The following is a 14,112-nucleotide window of genomic DNA, read 5'->3' on the forward strand; positions in this document are numbered from 1 at the left end:
TCCCCCACCTGGAGCACGACCATGGGTCTGGAACTCGTCTCGCCCGGCAAGAACCCGCCGGAAGAAATCAACGTCATCATCGAGATCCCGAAGGACTCGGAGCCGGTGAAGTACGAAGTGGACAAGGAAACCGGCGCGATCTTCGTCGACCGCATCCTGTCCACCCCGATGCGTTACCCCTGCAACTACGGCTACGTGCCGAGCACCCTGTGCGGCGACGGCGATCCGGCCGACGTGCTGGTGGTGCTGCCGCTGCCGCTGGTGCCGGGCTCGGTCGTGCGCTGCCGTCCGGTCGGCGTGCTGAAGATGAGCGATGAGGCGGGCAGCGACGAGAAGATCCTGGCCGTGCCGGTCTCGAAGATCTTCAGTGGCTACGCCCACGTTGAAGACATCGCCCAGGTGTCCAGCCACTGGCTGGAGCGCATCGGCCACTTCTTCGAGCACTACAAGGACCTGGAGAAGGGCAAGTGGGTCAAGCTGGACGGTTGGGGCGGCGCCGCTGAGGCCAAGCAGATCCTGATCGAGGCGCACCAGCGCCACCTCGACAGCAAGGCCTGAGCCTGAACCGGATCGCTCCGGCGGTACCCTGCCGGAGCGATGCGGGTCACGTTTCATGATGACGGCACATCACTCTTGCTGCCGTATTAGGTAAATTGCGTCACTTCACACGTCATCGACATCCATCGTCGAGACAGCCAGGGGAATGTGTCGTGCGTATTCTGCTTGTTGGGGATGCAGCCAGCCTGCCGGCTGAGCTGACCGAATTCATTGCCGATCTTGGGGAAGACTGGCAGCCGCTGACCGCCACCGATGGCCAGACCGCGATGACCGCGGTTGCCACCCAGGGCGTGGACGCGGTGATTGTCTGCCCGCAGCTGCCGGACCTCAATGCCACCACGCTGCTCGGCCAGATCAGGACCCTGCGTCCGGAAACCATCCGCATCGCGCTGGTGGACGCACAGCATGGCAACCGGCCGCCGCCGGCACGCCTGATCGGTGTCGCTCACCGTTTCCTGCCGTTGCCACTGGCACCGGAAGTACTGCTGGAAGCGCTGACCAGCCTGGAAGAGCTGCGCGAAGTGCTGGACAGCCCGCGCCTGCGCGATGCCATCGGCCGCATCGAGAAACTGCCGTCGCCGCCGCACCTGTACCTGAGCCTGACCCAGGCGCTGGAGCATGATGACGACGCCGACAGCGCCGACGTGGCCAAGCTGGTGGCCGCCGATCCGGCCATCGCCGCCAAGGTGCTGCAGTTGTCGAACTCGGCATTCTTCAGCCAGGGCCGCACCATTGCCGACCTGCGTACTGCGGTCACCCGGCTGGGCCTGGCCACGCTGCGTGACCTGGTGCTGGCCAGTGAGGTGTTCTCGGCGCCGACGCTGTCGACTGCCGAACGCAACTCGCTGCAGCAGCGCGCCCTGCTCGCCTCGCGCCTGGCCGCACGCCTGCTGCCCGAATCCAGTGCCGAACTGGGCGCAACCGCGGCACTGCTGGCCGACATCGGCCTGCTGCTGCCCGGCGTACGCAACGAGCGCACCGAGCCATCGCTGGCCGGTGATACCCGACCGGGCCATGCCGAAGCCGGTGCCTACCTGCTGGGGCTGTGGGGCCTGCCGATGCCGATCATCGAAGCGGTGGCATTCCACCTGCAGCCGCAGCGCGCCAACACCCGCAGCTTCTGGGTGACCGGTGCGGTGCATGTGGCCCTGGCGCTGGTCAACGGCGACCCGGTGGATGAGGACTATCTGCAGCGCGCGGGCGTGCTCAACAAGCTGCCGCAGTGGCGCGAACATGCCAACAGCCTGATGGGGCTTACGCCGAGCGAAGCCTGAGCTCCACCGGCAATCCACACGATGAAGGCGCGTCCGCAGGGACGCGCCTTCGTTGCATCAGGGCTGCGCGCAGTGGTCGTACACGCAGCGCTCGAACAGGAACTGGCAGTACGCCGCATCCTCACCGGCCTTGATGCAGTTGCTGCGCACCTCCGCGCAATAACGGCCATTGGCACACACCAGCGGACCGGCCGACACACTGCCGGCCAGGCTCAGGACGGCGAGAACTGCAGCGGCAAACATACGTGGCATCGCGTTGTTCATTTCGCGCTCTCCTTGGTCCGGAATGGACCTCTGCGAACCTACCAGCGGTCCAGTTGCGACAAGCGTGACCTTTGTCGCTGAACTGCCCGATTCAGAATTTCCCGACCCGGCTCTGCCAAACGCAAAGAGGGCAGGCCTTGCGGCCCGCCCTCCTCGTCTTGCCTTCAGGCTTCGATGGATCAGAAGCGCTGGTTGTACTGGATGAACAGGAAGCGGTCGTAATCCAGCATCGGGTCCAGCTGCACGGCACTGGCGTTGGTCACCGCGTAGGTGATCGGCGGGGTCTTGCCGAACACGTTGCGGGCACCGACGGTCACGCTGCCGTTCCACGGGGCCTGCCAGGTGGCCGAGATGTCGTGATAGACGATCGCGCCCTTCTTGTTGGCACCCAGGCCACCGCTCCAGCCACCGTTCTCGGTGTAGTAATCCGGCTGGTTGCACTCCAGGCCATTTTCCTGATCGTAGCAGAAGTCGCGGAAGCCGCCGTAGTAACGCATGGTCCAGGTGGCCGACAGGTCGCCCTTGGTCCAGGTGCTGGCCAGGGTGCCGCGGACACGCGGGTAGTTCCAGTAGCCTGCGTAGTCATCCCATGCAGCACCCTTGGTGGCCTGCTGACGGAAGCTGGTCAGGTAGTTGGTGTCCAGGTTGAACGACAGGGTACCGAAGCTGTATTCCGGCATGCGGTAGCGGACGCCGAAGTTGTAGCCTTCGGTTTCCAGCGAGCCCAGGTTCGCGTTGCCGCGGCTCAGGCCGGTGACCTGCTGGCCGTTGGCGACGTCGCCACGGCTGTACTGGTCACAGAAGGCCTGCACACCGTTCTGGTAGCACTGGTTCAGCACGTAGTTCGCCGACAGCGCGGTGATCACGTTGTCGACAGTGATCTTGTACCAGTCCAGCGAGACGTTCAGGCCGCTGACGAAGCTCGGGCTCCAGACCAGGCCCGCGGTGCGGGTCTTGCTGGTTTCCGGCTGCAGCTTGTCGTTGCCCACACCCGAGTTGAACGGGTTGTTACCTTGGGTGTCACGGGCACTGATCGGACGACCGGCAGCGTCGGTCTGACGGAAGTCGGACGCCAGGCCTTCAGCACCGCAACGGGCTGCAACGGCCGGGTTGCTGCGCTGGCCGAACACGGCATCACACGGATCGGTGAACTTGTCGAAGGTCTGCGAACCACCACCGAACGTGTCGTCCAGGGTCGGGGCACGGAAGCCCTCGCCGTAGGTCGCACGCACCAGCAGGTCGTCGATCGGCTTCCAGGTCACGCTGAACTTGCTGTTGACCGTGTTGCCGAACTTGTCGTAGTCCGAGTAGCGGCTGGCGATATCCAGCGACAGCTCCTTGGCACCCGGCAGGTCACGCAGCAGCGGCACCATCAGTTCCAGGTAGAACTCGTTGGTCTTGTACTTGCCTTCGGTCGGCTGCGCGGCCAGCTCGGTGGTGTAACCCGAGGAGGACAGTGCGTCCGGGTGATCGTAGCCCGACACTTCGCGATGCTCGTAACCGGCAGCGAAGGCGAACTCGCCCGCATCGCCCGGCATGTCGAACAGCGAACCGGTGATGTTGGCGAAGTACTGCTTGCTCTTGCTCTGGCCGGTCGAGTTCAGCAGGGTGTTGATGTACTTCAGCGCATCCGGGGTCGCGGCGCTGGCGCCGCCCAGCAGGTCGAACGGAACGCAGCTGCCCGGGCTGGTGCCCAGCGCGATCGGGTTGGCAGCGGTGCCGCACTGGGCGACGCCATTGGCGTTGATGAACGACGGGCCGAGGGCGTTCTTCAGGGCCAGCAGGTTGATGTTGCCCGAGCTGGTCTGGGTCACGTCGAACTGGTTGTAGTTGATGCCCACATCCCAGTCGAACGGACGGTTGTTGAAGTCGAAGTTGCCTTCCAGGGCCGCGTCGAAGTGCAGCGACTTGACGTTGTTCTGGGTGATGCGCGGCAGTTCGAAGATACGACGGCCCCAGCCACCGATGTCAACGCCGGCGCCCGGGTTGGCCCAGTTGCCCAGCGGGTTGTAGATGCTGTCCTTGCTGATCGCCACCGGGAACTGCGGCTGCGAGGTGCCGGTCAGCGGGTAGCCGGCGATCTGGCGCTTGGAATCGCGCTCGGAGTACATCGCCGTCGACTTCAGACGCAGGTTGTCGTTGATGTCGTAGCTGGCCGAGGTGAACATGGTCTTCGACTCAGCGCCCTGGTTCAGCATCATCTGCTGCGAGGCGTTGTAGTAGTCGTCCAGACCAATCAGGTGGTAGTTGTTGAAGTTGTTCGACGGCTGGCCAACGCCGACCGGGGTGTCCCAGGAACCGGTGTGGTTGACCACCCAGGTGTTCGGGACCCACTTGCCAGCCTTGTTGTATTCGCCAGCACCGGCGGTGCCTTCGGCACGCGGATCGGTGAAACGACCCCACGGGCCAGCCGGGCTCAGACCGTCTTCCTTGTGGCCCTGGCCATAGGAGTATTTGGTCAGGCCACGATCCTTGGCCCACACCGGATCTTCCTTGATGTAGTTCGCGCCGAACACGATCGAGGAGCGCTCGCCGCTGGCACCCAGGGTCAGGCTGTACTGGGTCTTGGAACCGTCGCCGTGGCTGTTCTGGCCATAGTAGGCACTGGCCTCGGCGCCGTCGAAGTTCTTGCGCAGGATGATGTTGACCACGCCGGAGATGGCGTCGGAACCGTAGATCGCCGAGGCGCCGTCCTTCAGGACTTCAATGCGCTCGATCAGCGAGGTCGGGATGGTCGACATGTCGGTGAAGCCGGCCAGGCTGGTGCTCCAGCGCTTGCCGTTGACCAGCACCAGCGTGCGCTGCTCACCCAGATTGTACAGGCTGACGTACTGGCCGCCCTGTTCCGGGTTGGACGCCAGCACGGCCGCCTTGCTGAAGGTCTGGGTGCCCGCCACGGACAGGTTCTGCAGCAGGTCGCCGACGCTGACCAGGCCCGAACGCTGGATGTCCTCATGGCTTACGGTGAGGACCGGCTGGGAGGTTTCCACATCCACCGAGCGGATGCGGGAGCCGGTGACTTCCAGGCGATCAAGGGTGGTCGGGGCACTGGCTTCCTGTGCGGAAGCAAATGCCGGTGCCAGCGCCAGCGCGATGCCGGCGGGCAGCAGGCCCAGCCGCACGGCAGGGGTGCGAACGTTCATCAATCTCTCCAAGGTACGTGTTAGTAGCGTGTTAAAACGCTCCAGCACGTTACGATTGCGTTGCGATGCTGTATTTGCGCGACCCAACCGTAGACTTTGCAGAGTGTGGCGGGAGCAAGCCGCCGTTTTCCCTGAACCGGGAGGCAGACTGCCCGTAACGGGCGCGGAAGGCCCGCGCGAAGCTGCAGCAGTTGTCGAATCCGCTGGCCGCGGCGACCTCGCCCACCATCATGTCGGTGTCGCGCAGCAGATCGGCGGCCCGCTCCAGGCGCAACCGTGCCGAAAGCGACTGGGGGCTCTCTTCATACAGGCTCTGGAAGGTCTTGGAGAGGTACCAGCTGGAGAAGTTGGTCAGCTCGGCCAGCTCGCCGATCCGCACCACGCGGTGGCTGTTGCCCTCCAGATAGAGACGGGCGCGCTGCATGCGGCCGAACACCTGGCGCTTGCGGCTGCGTGAGCGACCGGGGCAGCGCTGTACATTGTCGGCCAGGTCACGCTGCAGGCCGGCCAGGTGCAACAGCAGGGGCCGCAGCGCCTGCGCTGGCAGGCCGCTGTCGAGCGCGTCGCGCCACAGGCGCAGGGCAACGCGGGCGTCGCCGCGGCTCATGCGACCACGACCGGCATACAGGCCGCAGTCGGCCATCTCGGACAGCACCCGCATCGCCTCCGCATTCAGGCTGAGGCCCACGCACAGTCCGTTACGGCCGGCCTGCACCAACGGGCGCGACTCCTTCTCGAAGGCAATCCACTCGCCATGGCGCAGGCGGAAACGCCCTTCCTTGGCTTCCACCCAGGAGCTGCCCCGCACCTGCAGCCAGACAGTGAAGCTTGACCCTGCCGTCTGCAGGCTGCCGAGCCGGGCCACGCCCATGCAGGTCGGCGCGAGATCGTCCAGCGCCTTGTCGAGGGAGACGGTTTGGCCACGATCGGCCAGCGAGAGTTGACGCATGGGGCACCACGGGTTTGCCTGATACAGGCTTCCGTTTTGCCTAATCAGGCGTCAGCCCGTCAGGAAAATCCGCCGAGATGCCACGAATTCGCGGCGAGAACTCCACGAAAAAATCACGAAGAGATATTTTTCTTCAGGATCAACGACTTGAGAAAGGCCGGGAACAGTGCCGGCGCCGACCGGGGCAGCTGCATGACGCCGATGTCGGCACCATCGCTGACCGCCAGTGCGACGTACAGATCCCGGCCATCGGCGCTGGCACTGATGCCGTTGCCCGCACTGAGCCGCTGCCGGTCCAGGCAGCGCTCGGGGGCTTCGGTGCCGGCCTGGATATGGATCAAGGTCGTACCGCATTCGGTCGAGTTGCCGAGATACCCGATGCCTCCGGTGCCCGCCACCGTCCAGGTGCGATAGCGCCATCGGCTGGGCCGGTCTTCACTGACCTGCTGCACGCTGACCGGGGACAGTGCCGCATCCACCGACCACAAGCCGCCGGACGCCAGGCGTGTGAACAGCACGCGGCCATCGCCCCGATCGAAACGCGCCTGGGAGACGCCGTCGATACTGGCCAGGCGGCGCCAGGGGGTCACGCTGCGATCGAACAGGCTCAACCGGGTGCGTTGCTCTGCATCGCGCTCGACTACCAGCAGCTGCTCCGGGGTTGCCCCGTACAGGGCCTGCAGCGGCTGATCCACTGGAACCGGCAGCGGTTGCAGGTGCTCGTCGCGCGGGGCGATCTCGTAGACAACGGTACGCCCATGCTCGTCACGCCCGACCACCAGCAGCTGGCGGCTGTCGGCCGACCAGTCCGGCGCCTGCCGCCCCTCCGGACGCAGGCCCTCGATCGGCCGCAGTGAGTCGGGCCGCTGCATGTCCGCCCACCACAGCGCGAAACTGCCGGAACGATCGGAGGTGAAGACCAGCTGGCGACCGTCGGGCGCCGCCATCGGCTGCCCGTCGCGCCCACTGGACGCGAACAGCCGCTCGGCGCTGCCGCCGGCCATCGGCACCTTGAACACGCCGAACTGGGCACGGCGGTGAACGAAGGCCAGCACGTCGCCGTGGCGCGACACCGCAGGCCACTGTGCGTCGTCGAGGCCGGCATCACGCAAGGTGCGGCGCTCCACGTCCAGGTAGTACAACCGCACCTCGCTGTCCACGCGCCGGCCGAACACGATGCTGCGCCCATCGCCCAGCCAGGCCCAGCCACGCTGTTCGGCGGATTCGTTGGTCAACTGCTCCAGCTCACCGCCTCCGGCCGGCATCCGCCACAGGTCGCCCATCTGTGGATTGCGCACGAACACCAGCCACTTGCCGTCGGGCGAGTAGCGTGGCGCGTAGTCAAAATCATCCTGATCGACCGCGTAGTCCAACGCCCGCCACTGGCCGCTGGCCAGGTCGAGCACACGGATGCCGCGATGGGCGTAGCGGCCCACCATGCTGCCAAAGACCAGGCCGCGGCCATCCGGTGTCCAGTCGAAGCTGAGCAGCTCGGTTCCATCGCAACGGGTCGCCTGGCGCACGCCGCCGCCAGTGGCACTGGCGATCAGCACCTGGCAACCGCCGTCGGCTCCAAAGCGGGCAAAAGCGATCTCGCGCCCGTCCGGTGACCAGCTCGGGAAACGGTCACTGGCCCCCTTGGGCGGCAGCGCCAGCTGCCGGGCCGGCGCATTGCCCGAGGTCTGCACCTTGATCACACCACCTCCGGCGCCATCCTCGTTGGCGCCTTCGTAGGCAACCTGGGAGCCGTCCGGCGAAAGTGTGGGATAGGTTTCAAAACCACTGGTAGCGGTGATCAGGCGATAGGGACGCTGCGGGCTGCCGATCACCCGCACGCCGTTCTCGACCGCTGCATCCACCGGTGAACTCGGCTCCGGCCCGCGCCGCAGCAACAATGTGGCCATGACCAGCAGCGCGGCCAGCATCATCACACCCAGCACCCACAACAGCTGGCGGCGCAGCTGGCGCCAGCCGCGCCGGCGTGAAGGCGCTCCAGGCACGGCCAGCGCCGGAATCGTGCCGGCACCGTCCGGCGACGGCATCACATCCGCAACGGCCACCGCATCCACTTCCGCCACCGGCTCGAAGTCGTCCAGCGCCTGCACCGGTACCAGCAGCCGATAGCCGCTCTTGGCGATGGTCTCGATGTAGGCCTGGCCATTGTCGTCGTCGTTGGCGAACGCCTTGCGCAGCTGGGTGACGGCCTGGGTCAGCACGTCATTGGTCGGCAACGTATCGGGCCAGACCTCGGCAAACAGCTCTTCACGGGTGACCACGCGCCCAGGCTGCCGCATCAACACGCGAAGTACGCCCAGCGCTTTCGGCGTCAGCCGCCGCGGACGGCGCGCGCCTTCAACCTCGACCTCACGCGAGGACAAGGTAATGACACAGTCGCCGACCTGCACGCGGTCGGCGTCAATGGGCGTGAGTTCGCTGCTGTTCATTTTCCGCTATACAGTAGGGACGGGATCTGGGCAGGGCTCACCAGCAATACCGTCCCCACCGTCCCTGGACAGGGCCATCGAAAAGCCAGATTCCGCACAAAGCATCGGCGCATACCGCAAAAACAATAACGCCCCCGGATATTAGCCTAAGCCGGTTACCCCGCCTATGACGGGGTCGACACTCAGGCTCTCTCTCGCCGACGCATTCACATAATCTGCATCACCATTCGCGCCCTTTTGGGCGCGAAATTTTTATCTGGCGTTCATTTTCACATGCGCCGAAGCATGGTCAACCCGACCAGACGCGACACCACAAGGCCGATATACATGACGCCTGCGAACTGTTCGAGCATCACCAGGGCCCGTGCCTGCGGGTGCAACGGCACGACGTCACTCAATCCAACTCCGGACAACAAGCTGAAGCTCAGATAAAGCAGCTCCATCCAACTGCGCTCGGGGCCAGCAGTCGCACCTTGGAAACTGCCTGGATACCACTGTTGGCACACCGCGAATGCAAAGGCGAACCCCCAGGCCAGCAGGGTGAAGGTTGCCCCGGCTGCGAACAGTTCGTCGCGTGTTACTCGATGGTCCTGCAGCATGTAGGCGATCAATGCCCCGGCCGTATAGAAGTACAGCAGGCTTTCCAGCAGCTGCGCGGTGGTCAGCAGCGCGCTGCGGTCCAGCAGGGCGCCAGCCAGCGAGAACACCACCGATGGAATGGCCAGCAGCAATGCCAGCCACGTGCCCAGCGGACTGCGCTGGACCACCCACAGCGCCAGGCCGAGTACCGCCATGCCGAACATGCCCAGCGCCGCCCGGCCAGCGGCGGTGTCATCGAGGGCGGGATACAGCAGTACCGCGATCAACTGGGCGGCCAGGAGCCAGGCCGAAGGATGGCGGCGGGCGATGGCCAGCCAGCGGGTGGTCGTGGCAACGGGCATGGCGTCCTTTCCCCTGGGCGATGCGCGGAGGATAGCCGGGCGCGGCGTGATGAACGGTAGTGCCGGCCATTGGCCAGCACTCCCCCCGGTCCCGTGCACGACGGAATGCCGGCCGGCGGCCGGCACTACCCGTTACCCGTCACCCCTGGCGGTAGACCTCGGCCCCGCCAGCACGGAACTCCTGCGACTTCTCCTTCATGCCGGCCTCGGCGTAGTCGCGCACGTCCTGGGTGATCTTCATCGAACAGAAGTGCGGTCCGCACATCGAGCAGAAGTGGGCCAGCTTGTGCGCGTCCTTCGGCAGCGTCTCGTCGTGGAATTCCTTGGCCTTTTCCGGATCCAGGCCCAGGTGGAACTGGTCCTCCCAGCGGAACTCGAAGCGCGCCTTGCTCAGCGCGTTGTCGCGTACCTGCGCGCCCGGATGACCCTTGGCCAGGTCGGCCGCGTGCGCGGCAATGCGGTAAGCCATGATGCCGTCGCGCACGTCCTGGCGGTTGGGCAGGCCCAGGTGCTCCTTCGGCGTCACGTAGCAGAGCATGGCCGTGCCAAACCAGCCGATCATCGCCGCGCCGATCGCACTGGTGATGTGGTCGTAGCCCGGCGCGATGTCGGTCGTCAGCGGCCCCAGCGTGTAGAACGGCGCTTCGCCGCATTCGCGCAGCTGCTTGTCCATGTTTTCCTTGATCAGCTGCATCGGCACGTGGCCGGGGCCTTCGATCATGGTCTGCACATCGTGTTTCCAGGCGATCTTCGTCAGTTCACCCAGCGTTTCCAGTTCGCCGAACTGCGCCGCGTCGTTGGCATCAGCGATGCAACCCGGGCGCAGCCCGTCGCCCAGCGAGAAGGTCACGTCGTAGGCCTTCATGATTTCGCAGATGTCTTCGAAATGCGTGTAGAGGAAGTTCTCCTTGTGGTGCGCCAGGCACCACTTGGCCATGATCGAGCCGCCGCGGCTGACGATGCCGGTAACACGCTTGGCGGTAAGCGGCACGTAGCGCAGCAGCACGCCGGCGTGGATGGTGAAGTAGTCCACGCCCTGCTCGGCCTGCTCGATCAGGGTGTCACGGAAGATCTCCCAGGTCAGTGCCTCGGCGCGGCCGTCAACCTTCTCCAGGGCCTGGTAGATCGGCACGGTACCGATCGCCACCGGCGAGTTGCGGATGATCCATTCGCGCGTCTCGTGGATGTGCTTGCCGGTGGACAGGTCCATCACCGTGTCACCGCCCCAGCGGATCGCCCACACCAGCTTCTCCACTTCCTCGGCGATGCCGGAAGACACCGCGCTGTTGCCGATGTTGGCGTTGATCTTGGTCAGGAAATTGCGGCCGATGATCATCGGCTCGCTTTCCGGGTGGTTGATGTTGTTGGGCAGCACCGCACGGCCACGTGCAATCTCGTCGCGCACGAACTCCGGGGTGATGACTTTCTGGATCGACGCACCGAAGGCCTCGCCCGGGTGCTGCTGCAGCAGGCCGGCATCGCGGATCGCGTCCAGCCGCTGGTTCTCGCGGATGGCGACGAATTCCATTTCCGGCGTGATGATGCCGCGGCGCGCGTAATGCATCTGGGTGACGTTGGCACCGGCACGTGCACGGCGTGGCAGGCTGCGCGCGGGGAAACGCACCGCGTCAAGCTTCGGGTCATGCTCGCGATCGCGGCCGAACGAAGAACTCAGTCCTTCAAGCTGCTCGGTATCACCGCGCTCTTCCACCCAGCCGCGACGCAGTGCCGGCAAACCGGCGGACAGATCGATGCGCACCTCCGGGTCGGTGTACGGGCCCGACGTGTCGTAAACGGTCACCGGCGCATTCTCTTCGCCGCCGAACAACGTCGGCGTACGGGTCAGCGCGATCTCGCGCATCGGCACCTGCAGATCCGGGCGTGAACCAGGCACGTGGATCTTGCGCGAGCCGGGAATGGGCCGGGTCACGGATGCGGAGAGTTGCTGGGCCTGTTGCTGCAGGGCGGAGAGCTGTGCGTTCATCGGGCATCGTCCAGGAAGGTCAGGGACGAAGCGGCGGCGCACGGCACCCGCGCACGGACGGTCCTTGGGCGGAGTCCGGGCACGGCTGCATTGCAAAGCTTCCCTACGCCGGTATGAGCCGGATCAGGTTCCAAGGGACTGTCTCAACCGTGGCCACATGGCCCGGTACCCCCGCTTCTTGGTGCGCATTAGAGCATAGACCGCCCGCCTCCGGGACCAGGTCGCCATTCGTTAACGGAACCATGACGTCGCGTTCAGTAACGTGCACGCCATCGCGTCGCTGAGATCGATGCGTTCCCCGCCGCCTTCGCGGCCCCTGCCCGGTCCGTGCTGCATGCCGCCGGCCCTTCGCCGCAAGCTCTGCTCGCTCCCCTCAATCCCCCTTGATCGGAGAAGCTCCTTCATGGTGTTTCGCGTTTCCATCGCACTGGTTCTGCTGCTGGTGCTGCTCGCCGGTATCGCCCCCGGCCCCTTCAACACAGTGGTCCAGTCGATGCTGGCAGAAGTCATCCGCAGTGTCGGCTGGCTGTACCTGCTGGTGGTGTTCCTGGCGCTGGTGTTCCTGATGTACCTGGCGTTCGGCCGCTTCGGCAACCTGCGCATCGGCGGCGAGGACGCCGAACCCGAGTTCTCGCGTGCCAGCTGGATGTCGATGCTGTTCGCCGCCGGCATGGGCATCGGCCTGGTGTTCTGGGGTGCGGCCGAGCCCATCTCGCATTTCAGCAAGCCGCCGGAAGGGCTGGCACCCGAAAGCATGGACGCTGCCCGTGCTGCCATGCGCTACGTGTTCTTCCATTGGGGCCTGCACCCGTGGGCCATCTATGCGCTGATCGGCCTGGCAATGGCCTGGTTCCAATTCAACCGCAACGGCCGTGGCCAGATCAGCGACATGCTGCAACCGATCATCGGACGTCACCATCGTGGCTGGATCGGGCATGTGGTCAACATCTCCGCTGTCGTCGCCACTGCGGTTGGCGTGGCTACAGCACTGGGCTTCGGCACGGTGCAGATCGCAGCCGGCGTGGAACGCGTATTCGGCGTGCAGGCGGGCGTTCCGCTGCAGTTGACGATCATTGCGGTGGCCTTCGTTCTGTACATGGCGTCCACGCTCAGCGGCGTCGGCCGCGGCATGAAATGGCTGTCCAACTTCAACCTTGCACTGGCGGCGCTGCTGCTGGCGCTGGTGCTGGTACTCGGCCCGACTGGCGCGATCTTCAACACGTTCACCACGACGCTGGGCTCCTATCTCAACCAGCTGGTGACGATGAGCCTGCGCATGTCACCGTTCTCGTCCAGCACCTGGGTCGCGGACTGGACGATCTTCTACTGGGCCTGGTGGATTTCCTGGGCACCGTTCGTCGGTTCGTTCATCGCGCGCATCTCGCGCGGGCGCAGCGTTCGCGAGTTCGTGATCGGCGTGGTGCTGGCACCGACGCTGCTGGGCTTCTTCTGGTTCTCGGTGTTCGGTGGCACCGCGATCTGGATGCAGATCTTCGGCCAGGCCGACCTGCTGCAGGCACTGGGCAACGGCTATGAAACGGTGCTGTTCACCATGTTCGACAGCATGGCGCTGCCGTTGCTGCTGTCGTGCATTGCGCTGGTGCTACTGATGATCTTCTTCGTGACCTCGGCTGATTCTGCGGTACTTGTGCTGGCCAGCATGTCCACGGACGACGCGGGCGAGCCATTGCGCAAGCACAAAGTGGCGTGGGGTGTCGGCATTGCGCTCGTGGCGGGTTCCTTGCTGTTGGCAGGGGGACTGGAGGCGCTGCAGGGCATGATCACCATCGCTGCGCTGCCGTTCGCGCTGCTGATGCTTCTTGTGATGGTGTCGCTGTATCGGGTGCTGGACCAGGAGTACACCCGCGAGCGACGGCAGGCGCAGCGCCAGCGGCACATGATCGATGCGTGGATCGCACGCGAGATGGCGGCGCAGGAGGAGACGCAGGCCGAGGCAGCGCGCGCGCACGATCAGGATTGAGGGTTGTTTTGCAGCCTGCGGCTGCACCGCTTTTCTCAAGCAACGACAACAGCAACCTCAAAAGCAGCTCTGGGTTGCTGCTAGTTTGGCGGGGCGGTGTGGGCTGGCAGGACACGCCGTAAACCCATCCCTGGGGGCTCGATGGCGCCTTGCTCGTGTGCGCTGTCCTGCGCACATGGCAAGACCGGGGTTGGGCATCCTGCCCAACCCGCCCGAGGCATGCCTCGGGCCCATGGCGCCAACGGTCCTGCCAGCCCACGCCGCCCCACCCCCGACAGTTTCCGTGTGACGGTGGGTTTTCCACGCTATGCGTGGATGAGGTGTATCGGAAAACAAGAAGGGGTCGGATCCGTTTTCCTTCGGAAAACGGATCCGACCCCAACCCACAGCGCGCGGCTGTTGCTGTTGCCTTTGCTTTTGATCTTCTTCCTTTTCTTCCTGCGGTGGCGGCCACGGAAACTGTCAGGGGCCGGGCGGGTGGGCTGGGCGGGGGTGTCAGCCGCATGGATGCGGCTGCCAAGCCTCCAGGGACGGATTCACGGCGTCCCCCGAACAGGGCCCCCCCCCCCCCCCC

Annotated in this window: 9 protein-coding genes and 1 riboswitch; of the genes, 3 read left to right on the forward strand and 6 right to left on the reverse strand. The window is 65.2% G+C overall.

Translation table 11 applies throughout. The annotated features are described in order from the left end of the window. The first annotated feature begins 21 nt into the window (after positions 1 to 21). Together ppa and H4O10_RS21320 are read left to right on the forward strand one after the other, a co-directional pair. Positions 22 to 558, forward strand: coding sequence for an inorganic diphosphatase (gene ppa / locus H4O10_RS21315; protein ID WP_005410935.1), 537 nt, complete (start codon positions 22 to 24; stop codon positions 556 to 558). Between the two features lie 152 nt (positions 559 to 710). Beyond that, the gene (locus H4O10_RS21320) at positions 711 to 1,832 is read left to right on the forward strand and encodes an HDOD domain-containing protein (protein ID WP_005410936.1); all 1,122 of its coding nucleotides are present in this window, start codon (positions 711 to 713) and stop codon (positions 1,830 to 1,832) included. 57 nt (positions 1,833 to 1,889) lie between these two features. On the opposite strand, the gene H4O10_RS21325 is transcribed toward H4O10_RS21320, so the two are convergent. From H4O10_RS21325 to thiC, 6 genes are all read right to left on the reverse strand, one after another. After that, positions 1,890 to 2,096: a hypothetical protein gene (locus H4O10_RS21325; RefSeq protein WP_005410937.1), complete on the reverse strand. Its 207-nt coding sequence runs from the start codon at positions 2,094 to 2,096 to the stop codon at positions 1,890 to 1,892. A gap of 179 nt (positions 2,097 to 2,275) precedes the next feature. Next, entirely contained in the window at positions 2,276 to 5,239 is a 2,964-nt protein-coding gene (locus H4O10_RS21330; RefSeq protein WP_005410938.1) for a TonB-dependent receptor, read from the reverse strand. A gap of 49 nt (positions 5,240 to 5,288) precedes the next feature. Beyond that, positions 5,289 to 6,188: a helix-turn-helix transcriptional regulator gene (locus H4O10_RS21335; protein WP_005410939.1), complete on the reverse strand. Its 900-nt coding sequence runs from the start codon at positions 6,186 to 6,188 to the stop codon at positions 5,289 to 5,291. A gap of 113 nt (positions 6,189 to 6,301) precedes the next feature. Next, positions 6,302 to 8,632 (reverse strand): winged helix-turn-helix domain-containing protein, encoded by a 2,331-nt coding sequence (locus tag H4O10_RS21340; protein WP_088470167.1) that lies wholly within the window; start codon positions 8,630 to 8,632, stop codon positions 6,302 to 6,304. A 269-nt stretch (positions 8,633 to 8,901) separates the two neighbouring features. Continuing rightward, positions 8,902 to 9,573 carry an ion channel gene (locus H4O10_RS21345; protein WP_005410941.1) on the reverse strand — a complete coding sequence of 224 codons (672 nt, stop codon included), beginning with the start codon at positions 9,571 to 9,573 and terminating at the stop codon, positions 8,902 to 8,904. Between the two features lie 139 nt (positions 9,574 to 9,712). Beyond that, positions 9,713 to 11,557: a phosphomethylpyrimidine synthase ThiC gene (gene thiC, locus H4O10_RS21350; protein ID WP_012481195.1), complete on the reverse strand. Its 1,845-nt coding sequence runs from the start codon at positions 11,555 to 11,557 to the stop codon at positions 9,713 to 9,715. Positions 11,558 to 11,639: 82 nt separating this feature from the next. Then, positions 11,640 to 11,740: riboswitch (TPP riboswitch) on the reverse strand. A gap of 220 nt (positions 11,741 to 11,960) precedes the next feature. Here thiC and H4O10_RS21355 point away from each other — a divergent pair. After that, positions 11,961 to 13,538, forward strand: coding sequence for a BCCT family transporter (locus H4O10_RS21355; RefSeq protein WP_033835628.1), 1,578 nt, complete (start codon positions 11,961 to 11,963; stop codon positions 13,536 to 13,538). The last annotated feature ends 574 nt before the right edge of the window (positions 13,539 to 14,112 follow it).

Origin of the sequence: Stenotrophomonas sp. I18B00994, assembly GCF_014145825.1 — a bacterium.
GTDB lineage: Bacteria > Pseudomonadota > Gammaproteobacteria > Xanthomonadales > Xanthomonadaceae > Stenotrophomonas > Stenotrophomonas maltophilia.

Bases quoted from the DNA above. Each gene is read 5' to 3' on its own strand.
- H4O10_RS21340 (WP_088470167.1), bottom strand. From the start codon at position 8,632: ATGAACAGCAGCGAACTCACGCCCATTGACGCCGACCGCGTGCAGGTC.
- H4O10_RS21345 (WP_005410941.1), bottom strand. From the start codon at position 9,573: ATGCCCGTTGCCACGACCACCCGCTGGCTGGCCATCGCCCGCCGCCAT.
- H4O10_RS21335 (WP_005410939.1), bottom strand. From the start codon at position 6,188: ATGCGTCAACTCTCGCTGGCCGATCGTGGCCAAACCGTCTCCCTCGAC.
- H4O10_RS21325 (WP_005410937.1), bottom strand. From the start codon at position 2,096: ATGAACAACGCGATGCCACGTATGTTTGCCGCTGCAGTTCTCGCCGTC.
- H4O10_RS21355 (WP_033835628.1), top strand. From the start codon at position 11,961: ATGGTGTTTCGCGTTTCCATCGCACTGGTTCTGCTGCTGGTGCTGCTC.
- thiC (WP_012481195.1), bottom strand. From the start codon at position 11,557: ATGAACGCACAGCTCTCCGCCCTGCAGCAACAGGCCCAGCAACTCTCC.
- H4O10_RS21330 (WP_005410938.1), bottom strand. From the start codon at position 5,239: ATGAACGTTCGCACCCCTGCCGTGCGGCTGGGCCTGCTGCCCGCCGGC.
- ppa (WP_005410935.1), top strand. From the start codon at position 22: ATGGGTCTGGAACTCGTCTCGCCCGGCAAGAACCCGCCGGAAGAAATC.